This is a genomic window from Nonomuraea turkmeniaca, assembly GCF_005889735.1.
GTDB classification, from domain to species: domain Bacteria; phylum Actinomycetota; class Actinomycetes; order Streptosporangiales; family Streptosporangiaceae; genus Nonomuraea; species Nonomuraea turkmeniaca.
Genome location: NZ_VCKY01000013.1, coordinates 36316 through 55018, shown reverse-complemented (window position 1 = coordinate 55018; position 18703 = coordinate 36316). Strand labels below are relative to the sequence as shown.

Below are 18703 nucleotides of genomic sequence, written 5' to 3'. Positions count from 1 at the left end.
ACTATTCCCCAAGGGCGTGCGGGGTAGAGGACCCGGCGAGGGGGTGACGCCGAATGCGTGCACTGACGTTCGCGCCAGGCCACAAGGGGACGCTCGACGTGCAGGACGTGCCCGATCCTGAGCCGGGCAAGGGAGAGCTGCTCGTCCAAGGGCTCGCACTGGGCATCTGCGGGACCGACAGGGAACTCGCGGATGCCGAGTACGGATGGCCGCCGCCGGGCAAGGAACGGATGGTCATCGGGCACGAGTCGCTCGGCCGGGTGCTCGAAGTGCCGGAAGGCTCCGCGTTCTCCCCCGGCGACCTGGTGGTCGGCGTGGTCCGCCGGCCCGATCCCGTGCCATGCGGGGCATGCGCGCGCGGCGAGTTCGACATGTGCCGCAACGAGCGCTACACCGAGCGCGGCATCAAGGAGATGGACGGGTACGGCAGCGAGCGCTGGACCGTCGAGGCCGGGTACGCGGTGCGCCTGGAACCGTCACTGGAGAGCGTCGGCATGCTGATGGAGCCGGCATCGGTGGTGGCCAAGGCGTGGGAGCAGATCGAGCGGATCGGCTCGCGGGCCTGGTTCGAGCCGCGCACGCTGCTCGTCACCGGGGCGGGGCCGATCGGACTCCTGGCCGCGCTGCTGGGGCGCCAGCGGGGGCTGGAGGTGCACGTGCTCGATCGGGCGCCGGAAGGGCTCAAGTCGCGGCTGGTGAGCGATCTGGGCGGGACGTACCACTCGGCGACGTCCCTGACGGAGTTCTACTCCGCGAAGCCGGACATCATCATCGAGTGCACGGGTGTGGGGGAGCTCGTCATCGACGCCATGATCACCACGGCCGCGGGCGGCATCGTGTGCCTGGCCGGCCTGGCGCCCGGCGGGCGGACCCACCGGGTGGACGCCGGCGTCATCAACCGGGACATCGTGCTGGAGAACGACGTGGTCTTCGGCACCGTCAACGCCAACCAGCGGCACTACAGGGATGCGGCCGCTGCGCTGGCCAAGGCGGATCCCGCGTGGCTGGAGCGGCTCATCACCCGTCGGGTGCCGCTGGACCGCGCCCTGGAGGCCTTCGAGCCCGGCGACGACGTCAAGGTCGTCATCGACCTCTGGCGATAGCTCGAAGCATAGTTGAGTCAACTGCACTTCGGTCAACTACACTTCGAAATGTGCAGAAACCTCAGCATGTCTACGATCGCGAGGCCGAGTGGGAGGCCCTGGTCTCCTTTGCTCAGGATCGGCGGCCGGGAGCGCAACTCGGGGTGGTGAGCGGCCGCCGTCGACAAGGGAAGAGCTACCTCCTCCAAGCGTTGGCGGCCAGTTCGGGCGGCATCTACTTTCCCGCTCTGGAGGTCACCGAGGCGGTCGCGCTGCGGCTCTTTTCTGACGAGCTCATCCGCTTCACCGGAGCGCCCGTTCCAGCCTTCCGCGATTGGATCGAGGCCATCCCCTACCTCTTCGAGGTCGTTCGTGACCGACCGGTCCCGGTCGTGTTCGACGAGTTCCCCTATCTGGTGAAGGCCTCGCCCGAGCTTCCCTCGGTCATACAACGAGAGCTCGGTCCCGGCGGCTCGGGAGCTTCCAGCACGGCAAGGTTGCTGCTGTGCGGTTCGGCGATGTCGGTGATGGGCGGCCTGCTGTCCGGCAGCGCCCCGCTTCGGGGGCGCGCTGGGCTCGAACTCGTCGTGCGGCCCTTCGGATACCGCGAGGCTGCCGACTTCTGGGGGATCACCGACCCGCGGCTGGCCGTCCTGGTCCATTCGATCGTCGGCGGCACTCCCGCCTACCGGCGCGAATTCGTCCGCGATGACGCCCCTGCCACGCGGGCCGACTTCAACGATTGGGTGACCAGAACCGTACTGAGCGCGCGGGTTCCCCTCTTCCGTGAGGCGCGCTACCTGCTGGCCGAGGAGACGGAGATCCGCGATCCCCTGCTCTACCATTCCGTCCTCGCGGCCGTCGCCGATGGCAACGCGACATCGGGCGGGATCGCCGGATACGTCGGGCGGAAGTCCAACGAGGTGGCCCATCCGCTCCGCGTTCTCGAGGACAGCCATCTTCTGGTCAAGGATCGCGACCTGTTCCGGCCGACGCGAACGATCTACCGCATAGCCGAGCCACTGATCATCTTCTATCAAGCGATCATGGCGCGGGAATGGACGCGCCTCGAGCGAGGTGACGCCGCCACGGTCTGGCGAGGCAGCAGGGGCAGATTCCTGTCGCAGGTCGCCGGCCCTCACTACGAGGGACTGTGTCGCGAACATGCCGTCCGATCCGACCCCGAGGCCGGAGAAGTGGGCAGCGGAACGGTCGCGGACCCCGCCAATCGCACACAGATCCAGGTCGACGTCGTGGTCCTCGCACCGGCGGAGCACGGACGACCGCGACGGATCGTCTCGCTCGGTGAAGCCAAGTGGGACAAGGCCATGGGGGTGGGGCACGTGGCTCGGCTGCGGCGCGCCCGTGACCTGCTCGCCGTCAAGGGGTTCGACACACGCGACACGACACTCACCTGCTATTCGGGCACCGAGTTCGCCCAGGAGCTCATCGCCGCGGGAGACAGGGACGTGCGACTGGTCACCATCGATCAGCTGTACTCGTGACAGACGGCGGTTGTGGCCACCGTGCCCGAGGCTCCCGAGGGTCAGGTGGGTTCGTAGGGCTTGCGGCGGGTGGGGCTGGAGTGCCGGGTGGCCGCCTGCCCCGAGCCGGCCGGGACGCGGGCCTTGGTGGATCGGCCGGATTGGGTGGGCTCCGTGGCGGTGGCGGTGGCGCGGGCCTTGGCCGACCGTGATGGTGCCTTGGCGGCTCCGGTCTGCGCCTTGGTCGCCACTGCTGACGACGTCTTCGACGCGCCTCCCGGCGTCGTCGCGCTTCCTGACGCCTTCGCCGCCTGTACGGAGCTCTTGGTCGCCCTCGCGGACGCCTTCGTGGCGCCCGCCGGTGCTTTTTCTCGGGGCTCTCGCTTTTCCGGGGTCGGAAGCACCTCGTGAGACTTCTCGGTGCGCCGGCCGGTTGGCGCGTTCCAGGGCCGGGGCCAGGTGAGGCGGCGGTGGGTGCCGCGGCGGCGGCCGGTGACGCGTAAGGAGAGCACGATGGTCATGAGCACCATGGCGGCCAGTAACGCGGGCGGCGTGCCTAACACGTCCAGCGGCGAGCCCGGCTCAGGCTCGGACCGTGGCGTCGAGATGAAGGGCCGCTCGGTGGAGAGGATCTCCTCGGGCTTCGTGGCACCGGCCTTGACCAGCCGCGGCACGCCGTACCCGACGACCTTGTCGGTCTCCCGGGTCTTGCGCTTGAGCCAGATGCGGTCAACATTCGCCTCGATGGTGTGGATCTTCTTGCCTTCGACGCGCTCCACGACCCCGACGTGGTCGATGCCCTTGTAGCTCTTGCCGCCGCGCCAGTCGAAGAAGACCAAGGCGCCGGGCTCGGGCTGCTGGGTCCAGGCCTCCTGCTTGATGAACCAGGCTGCATGCGACGGCGTCCACGCGAACTCGCCGACATATTGGGAAAGCCCCGCCTTGTTGGCGGCCCAGGCCAGGAACATGTCACACCACGGCGCATTGCGGTATTGGGTGTCTTGGACGCGATCCGCGTACCACTGGCCGAACTTGGTGAACTGGCCGCCCTTCTCCTTATAGCCGAGTTCCTGCCGTACCGTTCCCAGCAGCTCGTCAGCGATCGGGTCCAGGGTGACTCCTCCCAGAAAACCGACAAATCACGATGGACTGTAATAGCGCCGTCGCGAATTTGCGCGGGTGATCGGGAAAGTGTCTTGCAATGAGCCGAAATATCGGCTATGTGACTGATGAGACAGATGGGACTAGTGACGACGCACGTTAGGAGCCGGCACCCACGCGATAGACGGACACGTCCCCCGCGCCCGGCGCGACCACGTCGGCCACGATCACGGTCACGTTGTCGGGCGACCCGCCTTCGTTGGCCAGATCGATGAGCCGCTGGACGGCCGCCCCCGGGTCTGCCACCGTGGTCAGCACCTCGTGCAGGACCTCGGGCCCGAGGACCGTCGTCAGCCCGTCGGAGCAGAGGAGGTAGCGATCATCAGGCTCGGCCTCGCGCAGCGCCATGTCGGGCTCAGCCCTGCCCTCGCTGCCCAGCACCCGCAACACCATCGAACGCCGGGGATGCACGGCGGCCTGGTCCTCCGTGATCCGTCCCTCGTCCACCATCGACTGCACCAATGTGTGATCCTTGGTCATCTGGTAGAGAGCCCCATCGCGCAGCAGATATCCGCGGGAGTCACCAAGATGAGCCAGGGCGAACCGGTAGCCGTCCCACAACATGGCGGTCACCGTGGTCCCCATCCCCCGGCGCGCGGGGTCGATGTCGGCCAGCTCGACCAGCCTGCGCCCCGCCTCATGCACGGCGCCCTCCAGCGCCGCCTCCACGTCGGCACCCGTCTCGGGAAGCGTGGCATCCAGCTCGCGCATGACGGAAATGGCGGCCGAGCTCGCCAACTCGCCGGCCGCGTGCCCGCCCATCCCGTCGGCCACCACGAGCAACCGGCCACTCGCATAGCCGGAGTCCTCGTTCTGCTCCCTGCGGCGGCCCACGTCTGATCCGGCGGCATAGCGGATGTTGTGCTTCATACCCTGCAGTAAATCATTGGTTGAAAGACTTCACAAGCAGATGCGCTGAAGACTCTTGTGAACTACTGTGGGCTCCATGAGCCACGACCCGACCGTCAACGCCGGGGACATCGCCCGGCTCGCCGGTGTCGGGCGGGCCGCGGTGAGCAACTGGCGCCGCCGCCACGACGACTTCCCCCAGCCCACCGGCGGCACCGCCAACCAGCCGCTGTTCTCACTGCGCCAGGTCGAGTCCTGGCTGCGCCGCTATGGGAAGTCCTACCAGGTCTCGCTGGGAGATCGGGTGTGGCAACGCCTGAAAGCGGCCGGCGATTTGCGGCTCGGTGAGTTGGTGGCCCAGGCAGGAGCGCTGCTGACCAGCCGCCACCAGGGCGACGACCCGGCGGACGGGCTCGAGCCGGAGCTCGCCGAGCTGCTGATGGAGCTGGCCGGGCAGCACGACCCGCTGACCGCGTACGAGTTCCTGTGCGAGCGTTACCTCGAGGCCCACTCCCGGCAGCTCTCGGTCACCCGGGATGACGTGGCCCGGCTGATGGTCCGGCTCGTACACCCGGAAGGCTCGACGGTCCTCGACCCCGCCTGCGGGGTCGGCACGCTGCTCCTGGCCCCCGAGGGGACGACACGGGTGCTGGGCCAGGAGCTCAGCGAGACCTCGGCCGCCATCACCGCCTCCAGACTCCGTCTGCGCGGCGTCGACGCCGACATCGTGGCCGGCGACTCGATGCGTCACGACGGCTTCGCCGGGCAGCGGGCCGACGCGGTGGTGTGCGACCCGCCGTTCAACGAACGCGCCTGGGGCTACGAGGAGCTCACCGGCGACCCCCGCTGGGAGTACGGCCTGCCGCCCCGCGGCGAGCCCGAGCTGGCCTGGGTGCAGCACTGCCTCACGCACGTCAAGCCGGGCGGGCTGGTGGCCATCCTCATGCCCCCGGCCGCCGCGAGCCGCAAAGCGGGCCGCCGCATCCGCGCCAACCTCCTGCGTGCCGGCGCGCTGCGTGCCGTCGTCGCGCTGCCGGGCTCGGACCTGTGGCTGCTGCGCCGGCCGGCCGCGGGCGAGCGGCCGCCGTCCGAGGTGCTCATCCTCGACGCCACCGCCGACCTGGGGAGCGTGGAGCCGGCCTGGCAGGCCTACCTGGAGGACCGTTCCGACCAGACCGTTCGCATCATCGACCTGCTGGCCGACGAGGTCGACATGACCCCGGCCCGTCACCAGCGCCGCGACGACGTCGGGCGGGCCTTCGCCGAGGCCCGCGACCGGTTCCTGGCGGCCGCGGCCGTCCCGCCCGACCTGAAGGTCCTGGAGCAGCCGCTCGACCAGCCCGCCACCACGCTGGGCGATCTGATCAAGGAGGGCCTGGTGACCACGTCGCAGGCCCCGCCCAGGATGGCCGCGGACGGCGGCGAGGTCCCGGTCCTCACCGCAGACGACGTGCTCAACGGCACACCGCCGTCCGGCTCCACGACCATGCAGCAGGGCCTGATCGCGATCCGGCCCGGCGACGTGGTGGCCTCCTACTCCAGCGTGCGCGTGATGGCCGACGGCGGCGCGGTGCTGGGCCCGCACCTGACGCTCTACCGGGTGGACGCGCGCCGGCTGGACCCGGACTTCCTGGCCGGCTATCTGCGTGCCGCCGGTGGCCGGGCCACCACCGGCTCCAGCAGGTTCGACGTGCGCCGTACCCGCCTGCCGCGGCTGTCGCTCAAGGAGCAGAAGGCGTACGGCGAGGCGTTCCGCCAGCTGGCGGTGCTCGAAGACGCCATCCGCGAGACCTCGACGCTGGGTCAGACGCTGATCAGGCTGGGCCTCGACGGCCTCGCCGACGGCCACCTGCACCCACCCGCCCATGGCCTCACCCCATGAGGGGGCTCGCTCGCCTGCCCATGGCCTCACTCCGTGAGGCGGGCTCGGTCGCCAAATGCCGCCGCCTTCCCCCGCTCTGGTCGCTCCTCCAGGCGACGGCACTCCCTCGGCTGACGGTGTAGTTTTTTCCCGAAAGGCTGCGGGGAGGGGCGAATGGTCATCGGCGACCGCTATGAGCTCGACGACCTTCCCCTCGGTCAGGGGGGAATGGGCGCGGTCTACGCGGGCCACGACCGCCACCTGGACCGCCGGGTGGCGGTGAAGCTGCTCAGGCTGCCCAGCGGCCCTGATCACGAGCTGGAGCGCCGTTTCATCCGCGAGGCGCGGATCCTGGCCAGGCTGGAGCATCCCGGCGCGCCGGTCCTCTACGACTTCGGCACCCACGAGCACCGGCTCTACCAGGTGATGCAGTTCATCGAGGGCGTGACAGTGGCCGACGTGGTCAGCGAGCACGGCCCGCTGCCGGTGCCGTGGGCGGCCGCCATCGCGGCCCAGGCGTGCGCGGTGCTCTCGGCGGCGCACGCCCTGGCGATCTGCCATCGCGACCTCAAGCCGACGAACCTGATGCTCTGCCCGGACGGCAGCGTGAAGGTGCTGGACTTCGGCCTGGCCATGCTGCGTGACACGGACGTCACCACGTTCACGAGGATCGGGCAGATCCTGGGCACGCCGGCGTACATGGCGCCCGAGCAGATCCAGCACGGCATCGCCGAGCCGCGCAGCGACCTCTACTCGCTCGGCTGCGTCCTGCACGAGATGTTGACCGGACGTCAGCTGTTCACCGGGCAGACCGACTACATGGTCTTCGAGAAGCAGGTCAAGGAGCGTCCGCCGGCCGTTCCGGGCATTCCCGGCGAGCTGAGCGCGCTGCTGGCGCAGCTGCTCGAGAAGCAGCCGGCCGACCGGCCCGCGGACGCGAACGAGCTGTACGAGCGGCTCGACCCGTTCGCGGTCGAGCTGCCCATGCTGCCCGGTTTCCTGGCCAAGGCGCCGAGCCCCGGCCGCATGTACGCCCGCATGGCGGGCCGCGCCCTCAGCGGCTGAAGCCCCGAATCCCGGGCCCTCCCCTCCTCGGCGCACGCCTTGCCGAAGCTGTGAACGCGCTCTCTCACGTAACATCGATCGTTATATAACACCCGTTGACAGGCCTATGTGAACCCCGCGAATCTCTTGAGAGAGCGCTCTCTCACCCCATTCTCATACTCCTGCACAGGAGGGTTCCATGACCCCTCGAATCCGGCTCGCCGTACCCCTGCTCGCCGCGGCTCTGCTCACGGCCGCGTGCGGCGGCGGTGGGAACACCGCCACCCCGGCGAGCGCCAAGCCGGGCGAGAAGATCAAGCTGACCATCGGCCTCTTCGGCGACTTCGGCTTCAAGCCGCTCTACGAGGAGTACAAGAAGACGCACCCCGACATCGAGATCGTCGAGAACGTCACGCAGTTCAACGACCACCACAACAACCTGGTCAAGCGGCTGGCCACGAACGCGGGCGCGGGGGACATCGAGGCGGTCGAGGTCGGCTACGTCAGCACGTTCACGGCGCAGCCCGGCAAGTTCGCCGACCTCAAGCAGTACGGGCTGGACCAGCGCAAGGCCGACTACCTGGACTGGAAATGGCAGCAGGGCCTCAGCAAGGACGGCACGCAGGTGCTCGGGCTCGGCACCGACGTGGGCGGACTGGCCATGTGCTACCGCAAGGACCTGTTCGACAAGGCCGGGCTGCCGACGGACCGGACCGAGGTGGCGGCGCTCTGGCCGACGTGGGAGCAGTACATCGAGACCGGCAAGAAGTTCGCCGCCGCGGACGTGGCCGGCGCGAAGTTCGTGGACTCCCCCGGTGAGATCTTCCGCGCCATGGTCAACCAGGCGCCGACCGGCCTGTACGACGCCCAGGACAACATCATCGTGGCCTCCAACCCCGACGTGAAGAAGGCCTGGGACCTGTCCAACCAGCTCACCCAGGAGGGCCTGACCGCCAAGCTCGCGGCCTTCTCGCCACCGTGGAACACCGGCTTCGCCAAGGGCTCGTTCGCCACGATCATCTGCCCGGCCTGGATGACCGGCTTCATCCAGGAGCAGGCCAAGGACGCGACCGGCAAGTGGGACATCGCGACCGTGCCCGGCGGTTCGGGCAACAGCGGCGGCTCACACCTGATGGTGCCCAAGCAGAGCAAGCACCCGAAGGAGGCGGCCGAGCTGATCAACTTCCTGACCTCGAAGGACAACCAGGCGAAAGTGTTCAAGGAGGAGGGAACGTTCCCGTCCATCCCGGCCCTGTACGACGACCCGTCGATCCAGAACTTCACCAAGCCGTTCTTCGGCGACGCCCCCATCGGCAAGATCTACTCCGAGGCCGCCAAGGCGCTCAAGCCGCAGCACCTCGGCCCCAAGGAAGGCGACGTGCGCGTGGCCATCGGCAACGGGCTCGGCCGCGTCGAGCAGGGCAAGCAGACGCCGGACGAGGCATGGGCGCAGGTGCTCGAGGACGTCAAGAAGATCAAATGAGCACCCTTCCCCTCGCGATCTCGCGACGGCGTAGGCGCAGCGTGCGGCACACCCTCGACGTGAGGGTGTCGCCGTACGCCTACGTGGCGCCGTTCTTCCTGCTGTTCTGTGCCTTCGGGCTGTTCCCGCTGGTCTACACGGCCTGGGTGAGCCTGCACGAGTGGACGTTGTTGTCGGAGACGCAGGAGTTCGTCGGGCTGGGCAACTTCTCGACGCTGCTGGCCGACGGTTACTTCTGGAACGCCACCTTCAACACGCTCTCCATCGGCGTGCTCTCGACCGTGCCACAGCTGGCGCTGGCCATCTGGCTGGCGCACCTGCTCAACCGGCGGCTGCGGTTCCAGACCTTGTTCCGGGTCTCCTTGCTGCTGCCGAACGTCACGAGCGTGGTGGCGGTCGTGGTGATCTTCAGCCAGCTGTTCGGCCGGGACTTCGGGGTGATCAACTGGGTTCTGTCATGGTTCGGCGTCGGGAACATCGACTGGGCGGCGGGCACCGCGACCTCGCACATCGCCCTGTCCGTGATGATCATGTGGCGCTGGACCGGCTACAACGCCCTGATCTTCCTGGCCGCCATGCAGGCCGTCCCGCGCGAGTTGTACGAGGCCGCCACGCTGGACGGCGCGAGCACCTTCAAGCAACTGCGCAGCATCACGATCCCGATGATCCGGCCGACGATCGTCTTCGTGGTGATCGTCTCCACGATCGGCGCCATGCAGATCATCGCCGAGCCCATGTTGTTCGGGCAGAGCAGCGGCGCCGGGGGCGGCATCGCCACCGGCGGCCCCGACCGGCAGTTCCAGACGCTCGCGTTGTTCGTGTACGAGCAGGGCTTCGCGAACTCGACGTTCGACTTCGGCTACGCCTCGGCCGCCTCCTGGCTGATGTTCCTGGCCGTCGTGGTCGTCGCCGGGATCAACTTCCTGATCACCCGCAGGGTGAAGGGCGGGCTGGTATGAGGCTGCGTTATCTGACCCTGACCGCGGTGGCCTTCTTCTCGGCCTTCCCGCTCTACTACAGCGTCGTGGTGGCCTCCAGGCACAACTCGGCGCTGGCCCAGGTGCCGCCGCCGCTGATCCCCGGCGGGAACTTCTTCGCCAACGTCTCCCGGGTCTTCGACACCGTCCCGTTCGGGCTCGCGCTGGCCAACTCCGTCATCGTGGCGGGGTCGATCTCGATCGCCGTGATGTTCTTCTCGACGCTGGCCGGGTTCGCCTTCGCCAAGCTGAAGTTCAGGGGCAGGAACATCATGCTCGTGATCACGGTCGCCACCATGATGGTCCCGGCGCAGCTCGGCATCATCCCGCTCTACATGCTCATGGTGAAGCTGGAGTGGACCGGCACCAACTACGCGTTGATCGTGCCCGCGCTGGTCAACGCGTTCGGCGTGTTCTTCATGACGCAGTACCTGTCGCGCGCGCTGCCCACCGAGCTGCTGGAGGCCGGGCGGGTGGACGGGTGCTCGACGTGGGGACTGTTCTGGCACGTCGTGTTGCCGGCCGCGCGCCCCGCGGCGGCGGTGCTCGGCATGCTGACGTTCATGTCGGCCTGGAACGACTACTTCTGGCCGCTGGTCGTCCTGAGCCCGGACAACCCGACGGTCCAGGTGGCCCTGTCGACACTGGCCAGCGGGTACGTCAACGACTACGTGCTGGGACTGGCCGGCACCGCGATCGGGACCCTGCCGCTCGTGGCCGTCTTCGCCCTGTTCGGCAAACACATCATCGGTGGAATCATGCAAGGAGCGGTAAAGGGATGATCTTTCCCGAGGACTTCGTCTGGGGAGCCGCGACGGCCTCCTATCAGATCGAGGGGGCGGTCAAGGAGGACGGGCGGGGCCAGTCGATCTGGGACACCTTCTCCCACACCCCCGGGAACGTTGTGGACGGCGACACCGGCGACGTGGCGTGCGACCACTACCACCGCTACAAGGACGACGTCGGGCTGATGCGCGAGCTGCGGCTGAGGGCCTACCGGTTCTCGATCGCGTGGCCGCGCATCCAGCCCGACGGCGCGGGCTCGATCAACCCGCGCGGGCTGGCGTTCTACGACAAGCTCGTGGATGAGCTGCTTGCCGCCGAAATTTCGCCCTATGCCACGCTTTATCACTGGGATCTTCCGCAAGCCCTCGAAGACCGTGGTGGTTGGACAAATCGGGATACGGCCTATCGGTTCGCGGACTACGCCGCGGCCGTGCACGACCAGCTCGGCGACCGCGTCCGCAACTGGGCCACGCTGAACGAGCCGTGGGTCTCGGCGTACCTGGGCTACGGCAACGGCGTGCACGCGCCGGGCCACCGTGATCCGGCCGACGCCATGCGCTCGGCGCACCACCTGCTGCTCGGCCATGGGCTCGCCGCCCGCCGGCTGCGTCCCGGCACGGTCATGCTGGTGGTCAACTCGGCGCCGGTGCTCACGCCCGCCCAGGTCAACGACCCTGCCGCGGTGCCGAGCGCGGCGGACGCGGCCGCCGTCCACCGCATCCACACGCTGCTGACCAGGCAGTTCCTGGACCCGGCCGTGCACGGCACGTATCCGGAGGAGGTTCTGGAGGCGGCGGCGCACAACGGCGGGACCGGCCACATCCGGGACGGCGACCTGGCGCTGATCAACGCACCGGTCGATCTCATCGGCATCAACTACTACAACCCGTGCGTCGTCGAGTCCGGGCCCGGCCTGCCCGCCGACGCGGCCTGGCCGGGCTCGGAGGACGTACGGTTCGCCGCCGCGGACGCGCCGACGACCGCCATGGGCTGGCCGATCGTCCCCGACGGGCTGTCCCGGCTGCTGGTCCGGCTCTCCCAGGACTACCCCCAGGTCGGCCTCATGGTCACGGAGAACGGCGCGGCCTTCGACGACGTCGTGGAGGGCGGCCGGGTGCATGACGCCGATCGGCTGGCGTACCTGGACGGGCATCTGCGTGAGGTGTGGCGAGCCATCGAGGCGGGCGCGGACCTGCGCGGTTATCTGGTCTGGTCGTTGCTGGACAACTTCGAGTGGGCGGAGGGCTACCGGCGGCGGTTCGGCATCGTGCACGTGGACTACGCGACGCAGACCAGGGTGCTCAAGGACAGCGCTCTCTGGTACCGCGACGTCATCGCCAGAAACGCGCTGTAGATTTTCCACGTGAACTCCCTCATGAGACGCCCGACCCTGGAGGCGGTCGCCGCCCGGGCGGGGGTCTCGCGTGCCACCGCCTCCCGTGTGGTCAACGGGCAGACGACGGTGGCGCCGGACATCCGCGACGCCGTGCTGCGCGCGATCGACGAGCTGGGCTACGTGCCCAACTCGGCCGCGCGCAGCCTGGTCACCCAGCGCACCGACTCGATCGCGCTGGTCATCAGCGAGCCCGGCACCAGGGTCTTCTCCGACGACCCGTGGTTCGCCATGGCGATCAGGTCGGCGTCGGTGGAGCTGGAGGAGGCCAACAAGCAGGTCGTGCTGATGCTGGCGTCCAACGCCAAGAGCCATGCCAGGGTGGAGCGTTACATCGCTGGTGGGCACGTGGACGGGGTCATGCTGATCTCCATGCACGGCGCCGATCCGCTGCCGTCGGCGCTGTCACGTCTGCGCGTCCCGGTCGTCTCGTACGGGCGGCCCGCCGTGCCGGTGAACATCCCGTACGTCGACAACGACAACCTGGGCGGCGCGGAGGCCGGCGTCAGGCACCTGGTGGAGCAGGGACGACGCCGGATCGCCACGATCGCGGGCCCCCAGGACATGATCGCCGGCCAGGACCGGCTGGCCGGCTACCGCAAGGTGCTGCGTGACTCCGACCTTCGCTCGATCGTCGCGGTCGGGGACTTCACCCGCGAGTCGGGGGCGATCGCGATGCGACAGCTGCTCGGCGACGACCCGTCGCTGGACGCCGTCTTCGTGGCCAACGACCTGATGGCGGTCGGGGCCCTGCAGTCGCTGCGCCTGGCCGGCCGCCGGGTGCCCGACGACGTGGCCGTGGTGGGCTTCGACGACATCGAGGCCGCCAAATACACCGAGCCACCGCTGACGACGCTCCGGCACCCGGTGATCGAGCAGGCCGCGGCCATGGTCCGGCTGCTGCTCAGCCTCTTCGAGGGCGGCCCGGCGGAGCCGGTGATCCTGCCCACGGAGCTGGTGATCCGCGAGTCCGCCTGACCCGGGAGGTTATGCGGTGACGTACAACACTGCCGGGCAACACTGCCGGGTTCTGCGGGTGACCTGCCGAGGATGATCTCCACTAGCGCCGCCGCGGCCGTCGCGGTCTCCATCGCCGAGGAGCACGGTGTCCGGGTGCGGCGGCCCGTGGTGCTCCAGGACTCGTTCAACCTGCGGATCCATCTGCGGCCCGCGCCGATCGTGGCGCGGGTGCCGACGGTCACCGCGCTGGGGCGGGCGCGGCCCGACGAGGTGCTGCGGCGGGAGCTGGAGGTCGTGTCGTACCTGCACAAGTCCGGTGCGCCGGTGGTGCCGCCGAGCGACCTGCTGCCGGCGGGGCCGCACGTGCGGGACGGGGTCGTGGTCTCCTTCTGGGCGTACGTCGCGCATGATCCGGACTATCGGGTCACGCCGGAGGAGGCCGGGCGAGGACTCGCCGGGCTGCACGAGGCCATGCGCGGGTTTCCCGGCCGGTTGCTGTACCTGGGGCCGGTCCTCGAGGAGCCCGCGCGGCTGCTTGAGCTGCTCGACGGCGAGGTCGAGGCGGACGTGCTGGCGCGGCTGCGGGAGGCGCACGCCGGGCTGGCGGCGCGGCTGGAGGGCGGACCGGTGCAGGCCGTCCACGGGGACGCGCATCCGGGCAATCTGCTCGCCACCCCAGCCGGGCTGCTGTGGAACGACTTCGAGGAGTGCATGGCCGCACCCGTCGGCTGGGATCTGGCGTGCCTGCTCCGCACGACGAGGCTCGACGGGCGGGCGGCCCTGCGAGCCTACGGGGCCGACCCCGACGACCCCTGCTTGCCGGCTTTCATGGCGGCGCGCGCCCTGCAGGGGACGCTGTGGATGCTGGTGAGGGCGCTGGGCATCCCCTCGGAGGCCGCTGCGGGACGCGCGGCGCTCGAGGCGTGGCTCCGCGACCCGAGCGGCGTCCGCCGTTGATCAGACGGGGACCAGCCCGCCCGCCGTCACCGCTCGGCGAGCCAGACCGCGGTGTCGCCGGGCAGGGCGCCGTCCTCCAGGGGGCCGCTCGCCAGGACGACCTCGCCCGCAGGCAGGCGCACCGGATCGGGCCCCAGGTTGGCGACGCAGGTCAGGCCCGAGTCGCGGCGGAAGGCCAGGACCTGCTCGCCCATCGGCAGCCAGGTCAGGGTCCCGTCCCCCAGCGACTCCCGGCGGATCCCCAACGCCGTGCGGTACAGGCTGAGCATCGAGCCCAGGTCCGTACGCTGCGCCTCGGCCGTCAGCTTGCGCCAGCCCTCGGGCTGAGGAAGCCACGGCGTGCCGGCGCCGAACCCGAACGGCGGCTCCTCCCCCGACCACGGCAGCGGGACCCGGCAGCCGTCCCGTCCGGGGTTCGCCCCGCCCGACCTGGCGTACATCGGGTCCTGGCGCAGCTCGTCGGGAAGGTCCTCCACCTCCGGCAGGCCCAGCTCCTCCCCTTGGTAGACGTAGACCGAGCCGGGCAGCGCCATCGACACCAACGCGGCCGCGCGGGCTCGCCGGTAGCCGAGCTCCAGGTCGGACGGGGCGCCGTGGAGGCGGCCGCCGTGCTGGAAGGCGGTGTCGGCGCGGCCGTAGCGGGTGACCGGCCTGGTCACGTCGTGGTTGGACAGCACCCAGGTCGGCGGGGCGCCGATGGGCGTGTGCGTGGCCAGGGTCAGGTCGATCACGCGGCGTAGCTCGCCCGCCTCCCACGGGCAGGACAGGAAGTCGAAGTTGAACGCCGTGTGCAGCTCGTCGGGCCGGAGATAACGGGCGAAGCGCTCCTGATCGGGGAGCCAGACCTCTCCGATCAGGACCCGCTCGCCGTACTCGTCGGCCACCTCGCGCCACCGGCGGTAGACGTCGTGGACCTCGTCGAGGTCTTCGAAGCCGGTGTCGGACTTGAACAGCAGGGCCGCCGAGTCGATGCGGAAGCCGTCCACGCCGCGCCCGAACCAGAACCGCAGCACGTCCTCGAACTCCCGGTGCACCTCCAGGTTGGCCCAGTTGAAGTCCGGCTGCTCGGGGGCGAACAGGTGCAGGTACCACTGCCCGTCGGGCACCTGCGTCCACGCCGGCCCGCCGAAGATCGACTGCCAGTCGTTCAGCGGCTCGTCGGCGAACCAGAACCGGTCGCGCGCCGCCGGGTTCGCCAGGGCCTCCTGGAACCAGGCGCTCCGCGTCGAGCTGTGGTTCGGCACCACGTCGATGATGACCTTGATGTCGAGCTCGTGCGCCTCCTCGATGAACCGCTCGGCCTCGGTGAGGGTGCCGAAGACCGGCTCGATGTCCCGGTAGTCGGCCACGTCGTAGCCGCCGTCGGCCATCGGCGACGGATACCACGGGTTGAGCCAGATCGCGTCGATCCCGAGATCCTTCAGGTACGGCAGGCGGGAGCGCAGGCCGGCGAGGTCGCCCACGCCGTCACCGTTCCCGTCGGCGAAGCTCCGCAGGTAGACCTGGTAGATCGCGGCCCCCCGCCACCACGTTTGCGACATGCGCTCATCCCTTGATGCTTCCGGCGGTGAGTCCCGCCATGATGTGCCGTTGGAAGATGAAGAAAACGATGATCATGGGGATGCCGGCGATGACGAGGCCGCCCATGACCTGGTTCTGGGTCACCGCCCCAGCCGTCTGCGACAGGCCCACGCTGATCGTCATCTTCTCGCTGTCGGTCATGACCAGCAGCGGCAGGACGAAGTCCTTGAACGAGGCGACGATCGTGAAGATCGACACCACGCCGAGGATCGGCCTGGAGACCGGCAGCACGACCGACCACAGGACCCTGAACGGCCCCGCGCCGTCGATCTGCGCCGCCTCGACCAGCTCCCGCGGTATGGAGTCGAAGAACCGCTTGAGCAGGAAGATGTTGAAACCGTTGGCCGCCGCGGGGAACCACAACCCCCACGGATTGTTGAGCAATCCCAGATCCACGATCGTGACGTAGAGCGGGATGAGGATCACCATCGGCGGGATCATCAGCGTGGCCAGCATCGCGCCGAGGATCACGTTGCCGAACATCGGCCGCAGCTTCGACAGCGCGTACGCGGCCGCCACGTCGACCACCATGGAGAACAACCAGGCCCCGAACGCGTAGTACGCGGTGTTGGCCAGCAGCGTGCCGATGTCGAACAGGTCCCATGCCTCGAAGAACGCGGCCGGCGACGGGTCCGCGGGGACGAGCGACGGCGGCATCTCGGCGATCTCCTCCGGCGTCTTCAGCGCGCCGGTGATCATCCAGTAGAACGGGAAGACGAAGGCCAGGGTGAACAGCACGATGACCGCGGCGAGCACGAGCCAGTAGATCCGCCGTCCCCACGGGCTGTTGAGCTGGTGCGGCGAGACGATCGTGCGGAACTGGACGTGGATGGGCTTCGGCCGTCTCCGTCTCACCCGCTTGATCGGGATGCGAGCGCCCTTGCCCATGGCCTCGCTGCGCGAGGCGGCTCGGTCGCGATACGCCGTCCCCACTTTTTCGCGGGAGATCATGCCCTGTCCTCCCGGGTGGCGCGGAGCTGGATGGCGGCGAAGAGCAGCAGCGCGAGCATGAGCAGCATGCCGAGCGCCCCTGCCTGGCCGTAGTTCATCTGCGAGAAGGCGAACTGGTACATCAGGTACGCCACGCTCACGGTCGCGTTCTCGGGTCCGCCGCCGGTGAGCATGTACGGCTCGATGAACACCTGCATGGTCGCCACGATCTGCAACATCAGCATGAGCAGCAGGATCAGCCGCGTCTGCGGGATCGTGACGTGCCTGACGCGTTTGAGGATGCCGGCGCCGTCGAGCTCGGCGGCCTCGTACAACTCGGGTGGGATGTTCTGTAGTGCGGCCAGGTAGATCAGGGTCGCGCTGCCCATGTTCATCCACGTGGAGACGAGGACCAGCGAGATCAGCGCGGTCGACGAGCTGTCCAGCCAGGCCAGCGGCGGCAGGTGGAAGAAGCCGAGTATCTGGTTGAATAGCCCGGGCCCCGGATCGTAGAACCACTGGAACAGCAGCACCGCCACGATCGGCGGCAGCATGACCGGCAGGTAGACCACGAATCTGAGGTAGGCCCGGGCGTGGCGCAGTTCGTTGAGCACGAGCGCGACGACGAACGGCACGGCATAGCCGCACAGCAGCGCGAGCACCGTGAACTCCACGGTGTTCAGCCAGGCCTCACCGAAGGCCGGGTCCTGGACGGCGGCCTTGAAGTTGTCCAGTCCGACCCAGGTCGGCGGATTGATCAGGTCGGTCTTCTGGAAGCTCAGAATGAACTCCCTGACCATCGGATACCAGGCGAACACCGTGAAGCAGAACAGCGCCGCGCAGAGGAACCCGTAGGCCGTCAGATTGCGCCTCACGATCTCCCTCAAGGTCAGCCCTTGGCCGCCAGCATCGTGTTGGCCTTGGTCTCGGCGTCGGCCAGCAGCTCGTCGATGCTCGCGTCCTTGCGGCTCAGCACGCCGGACATGACCACGTCGAGGATGGCGTACAACTCCTGCGCGTGCACGGGCTCGGCCTTCGGCGGGACGGTGACCGCGGCCTGCACGTACGGCTCGTAGTTCGTGACCGGCAGCGAGGCGTTCTTCACCCGCTCGGCCTGGAGGGCCTTGCCGGTGGCCGAGTCCCCGTACACGTCGTTGTCGGGCACGCCGACCGGGTTGCCGATGGCCTTGCCGCGAGCGAAGTCGAAGCGGCCCTTGCCGACCGTGTTGAAGCGGAAGTCGATCCACGCCATGCCGGCCTTGGCCTGCTCGGGCGTGGCCTTCGGGTTGATCATGTACGCCTCGCCGCCGCTCAGCGACGCCTTGGCCTCCGGGAACCCGGTGATGCCGTAGTCGGCGACGTTGCCCTTGAACTTGTTGACCACGTCCGTGACCACGTCGGGGGCGCCGAGCATCATGCCGACCTTGCCGCTGCCCATCGCCATCATCAGCGACTCCCAGCCGACGAGGAGCTTGCTGCCCATGCTGTTGTCGGTCCAGCGCATGTCGTGCAGGTTCTGCAGCACGGCCTTGCCCTCGGGCGAGTTGAACGCGGCCTTCTTGTTGTCCGGAGTCAGGATGGCGCCGCCGCGGCCGTAGATGGCCTGGGTGAAGTGCCAGCCGCCGGTGTTGCCGCCGGAGTACTCGCCGTACCCGACGAAGCCGGGGCCGAGCGCGGTGATCTTCTTGGCCGCCTCGCGGACCTCGGCCCACGTCTTGGGCGGGGTGTCGGGGTCGAGGCCGGCCTTGGTGAACAGGGCGCGGTTGTAGACGAGGCCGACGCTGTAGTGCACGTTGGGGACGCCGTACACCTTGCCGTCCTTGGTGACCAGCTCGCGTACGTCGGGGCGCAGGTCGTTCCAGTTCTTGATCGTGCTGGTGTACGGGGTGACGTCGAGTGCCTGGCCCTGGGCGATGACGTCGTTGTAGTTGGTGACGGGGACCACGAAGACCGTCTCCATCTGGCCGCCCGCCAGCTTGGGACCGAACGTCTTGGGGTCGAAGCACGGCTGCTGGTCCGTGCTCTTGACCGTCACGCCTGGGTGCGCCTTCATGAACTCGGCCACGTCGGCGTCCCAGGCCTGCCGTTCCTTGGGCGCGGATTTGGCGGGCTGGCAGGCCACCGTGATCGTCACGGAGTTCGGGGCCGATGACGA

16 protein-coding genes are annotated in these 18703 nt (G+C 68.9%); 10 read left to right on the top strand and 6 right to left on the bottom strand.

Annotation, left to right across the window (positions count from 1 at the left end):
• Positions 1-53 precede the first annotated feature (53 nt).
• The gene (locus ETD86_RS05945) at positions 54-1103 is read left to right on the top strand and encodes a glucose 1-dehydrogenase (protein ID WP_138665082.1); all 1050 of its coding nucleotides are present in this window, start codon (positions 54-56) and stop codon (positions 1101-1103) included.
• Positions 1104-1153: 50 nt separating this feature from the next.
• Positions 1154-2587, top strand: a complete 1434-nt coding sequence (locus tag ETD86_RS05940; RefSeq protein ID WP_138665081.1) for an AAA family ATPase — start codon at positions 1154-1156, stop codon at positions 2585-2587.
• 41 nt (positions 2588-2628) lie between these two features.
• Here ETD86_RS05940 and ETD86_RS05935 read toward each other — a convergent pair whose 3' ends face one another.
• On the bottom strand, positions 2629-3654 hold the full coding sequence (locus ETD86_RS05935; protein ID WP_281286879.1) for a CHAP domain-containing protein: 1026 nt from the start codon (positions 3652-3654) through the stop codon (positions 2629-2631).
• Positions 3655-3826: 172 nt separating this feature from the next.
• The gene (locus tag ETD86_RS05930; protein ID WP_138665079.1) at positions 3827-4597 is read right to left on the bottom strand and encodes a PP2C family protein-serine/threonine phosphatase; all 771 of its coding nucleotides are present in this window, start codon (positions 4595-4597) and stop codon (positions 3827-3829) included.
• Between the two features lie 76 nt (positions 4598-4673).
• Here ETD86_RS05930 and ETD86_RS05925 point away from each other — a divergent pair, with 76 nt between their 5' ends.
• From ETD86_RS05925 to ETD86_RS05890, 8 genes are all read left to right on the top strand, one after another.
• Positions 4674-6458 (top strand): N-6 DNA methylase, encoded by a 1785-nt coding sequence (locus tag ETD86_RS05925; protein WP_138665078.1) that lies wholly within the window; start codon positions 4674-4676, stop codon positions 6456-6458.
• A 153-nt stretch (positions 6459-6611) separates the two neighbouring features.
• Entirely contained in the window at positions 6612-7502 is an 891-nt protein-coding gene (locus tag ETD86_RS05920; protein ID WP_138665077.1) for a serine/threonine-protein kinase, read from the top strand.
• 178 nt (positions 7503-7680) lie between these two features.
• Entirely contained in the window at positions 7681-8964 is a 1284-nt protein-coding gene (locus ETD86_RS05915) for an ABC transporter substrate-binding protein (RefSeq protein ID WP_138665076.1), read from the top strand.
• The gene (locus tag ETD86_RS05910) at positions 8961-9923 is read left to right on the top strand and encodes a carbohydrate ABC transporter permease (RefSeq protein ID WP_138665075.1); all 963 of its coding nucleotides are present in this window, start codon (positions 8961-8963) and stop codon (positions 9921-9923) included. The genes ETD86_RS05915 and ETD86_RS05910 overlap by 4 nt, the downstream gene beginning before the upstream one ends.
• Positions 9920-10723, top strand: coding sequence for a carbohydrate ABC transporter permease (locus ETD86_RS05905; protein WP_138665074.1), 804 nt, complete (start codon positions 9920-9922; stop codon positions 10721-10723). Before ETD86_RS05910 ends, ETD86_RS05905 begins: the two co-directional genes overlap by 4 nt.
• Complete coding sequence (locus tag ETD86_RS05900; protein ID WP_138665073.1) at positions 10720-12081, top strand: GH1 family beta-glucosidase; 1362 nt, start codon at positions 10720-10722, stop codon at positions 12079-12081. The genes ETD86_RS05905 and ETD86_RS05900 overlap by 4 nt, the downstream gene beginning before the upstream one ends.
• A gap of 21 nt (positions 12082-12102) precedes the next feature.
• Positions 12103-13098, top strand: a complete 996-nt coding sequence (locus tag ETD86_RS05895; protein WP_138665072.1) for a LacI family DNA-binding transcriptional regulator — start codon at positions 12103-12105, stop codon at positions 13096-13098.
• 72 nt (positions 13099-13170) lie between these two features.
• On the top strand, positions 13171-14037 hold the full coding sequence (locus ETD86_RS05890) for a phosphotransferase (protein ID WP_138665071.1): 867 nt from the start codon (positions 13171-13173) through the stop codon (positions 14035-14037).
• A gap of 26 nt (positions 14038-14063) precedes the next feature.
• Here the strand turns inward: ETD86_RS05890 and ETD86_RS05885 are convergent, their stop codons facing one another.
• From ETD86_RS05885 to ETD86_RS05870, 4 genes are read right to left on the bottom strand one after another with little or no spacing between them, the layout of a single operon-like run.
• Positions 14064-15578 carry a glycoside hydrolase family 13 protein gene (locus ETD86_RS05885; RefSeq protein WP_138665070.1) on the bottom strand — a complete coding sequence of 505 codons (1515 nt, stop codon included), beginning with the start codon at positions 15576-15578 and terminating at the stop codon, positions 14064-14066.
• A 4-nt stretch (positions 15579-15582) separates the two neighbouring features.
• Positions 15583-16569 (bottom strand): carbohydrate ABC transporter permease, encoded by a 987-nt coding sequence (locus tag ETD86_RS05880; RefSeq protein ID WP_246147672.1) that lies wholly within the window; start codon positions 16567-16569, stop codon positions 15583-15585.
• Entirely contained in the window at positions 16566-17423 is an 858-nt protein-coding gene (locus tag ETD86_RS05875; protein WP_246147671.1) for a carbohydrate ABC transporter permease, read from the bottom strand. The genes ETD86_RS05880 and ETD86_RS05875 overlap by 4 nt, the downstream gene beginning before the upstream one ends.
• A gap of 14 nt (positions 17424-17437) precedes the next feature.
• A complete protein-coding gene (locus ETD86_RS05870) occupies positions 17438-18682 on the bottom strand; it encodes an extracellular solute-binding protein (RefSeq protein WP_246147669.1) in 1245 nt (414 codons plus the stop codon).
• Positions 18683-18703 lie beyond the last annotated feature (21 nt).

Excerpts from the sequence above, each read along its gene's own strand:
- ETD86_RS05925 (WP_138665078.1), top strand. The coding sequence starts at position 4,674 with ATGAGCCACGACCCGACCGTCAACGCCGGGGACATCGCCCGGCTCGCC.
- ETD86_RS05910 (WP_138665075.1), top strand. The coding sequence starts at position 8,961 with ATGAGCACCCTTCCCCTCGCGATCTCGCGACGGCGTAGGCGCAGCGTG.
- ETD86_RS05915 (WP_138665076.1), top strand. The coding sequence starts at position 7,681 with ATGACCCCTCGAATCCGGCTCGCCGTACCCCTGCTCGCCGCGGCTCTG.
- ETD86_RS05895 (WP_138665072.1), top strand. The coding sequence starts at position 12,103 with ATGAGACGCCCGACCCTGGAGGCGGTCGCCGCCCGGGCGGGGGTCTCG.
- ETD86_RS05945 (WP_138665082.1), top strand. The coding sequence starts at position 54 with ATGCGTGCACTGACGTTCGCGCCAGGCCACAAGGGGACGCTCGACGTG.
- ETD86_RS05880 (WP_246147672.1), bottom strand. The coding sequence starts at position 16,569 with ATGATCTCCCGCGAAAAAGTGGGGACGGCGTATCGCGACCGAGCCGCC.
- ETD86_RS05905 (WP_138665074.1), top strand. The coding sequence starts at position 9,920 with ATGAGGCTGCGTTATCTGACCCTGACCGCGGTGGCCTTCTTCTCGGCC.
- ETD86_RS05930 (WP_138665079.1), bottom strand. The coding sequence starts at position 4,597 with ATGAAGCACAACATCCGCTATGCCGCCGGATCAGACGTGGGCCGCCGC.
- ETD86_RS05900 (WP_138665073.1), top strand. The coding sequence starts at position 10,720 with ATGATCTTTCCCGAGGACTTCGTCTGGGGAGCCGCGACGGCCTCCTAT.
- ETD86_RS05890 (WP_138665071.1), top strand. The coding sequence starts at position 13,171 with ATGATCTCCACTAGCGCCGCCGCGGCCGTCGCGGTCTCCATCGCCGAG.
- ETD86_RS05885 (WP_138665070.1), bottom strand. The coding sequence starts at position 15,578 with ATGTCGCAAACGTGGTGGCGGGGGGCCGCGATCTACCAGGTCTACCTG.
- ETD86_RS05920 (WP_138665077.1), top strand. The coding sequence starts at position 6,612 with ATGGTCATCGGCGACCGCTATGAGCTCGACGACCTTCCCCTCGGTCAG.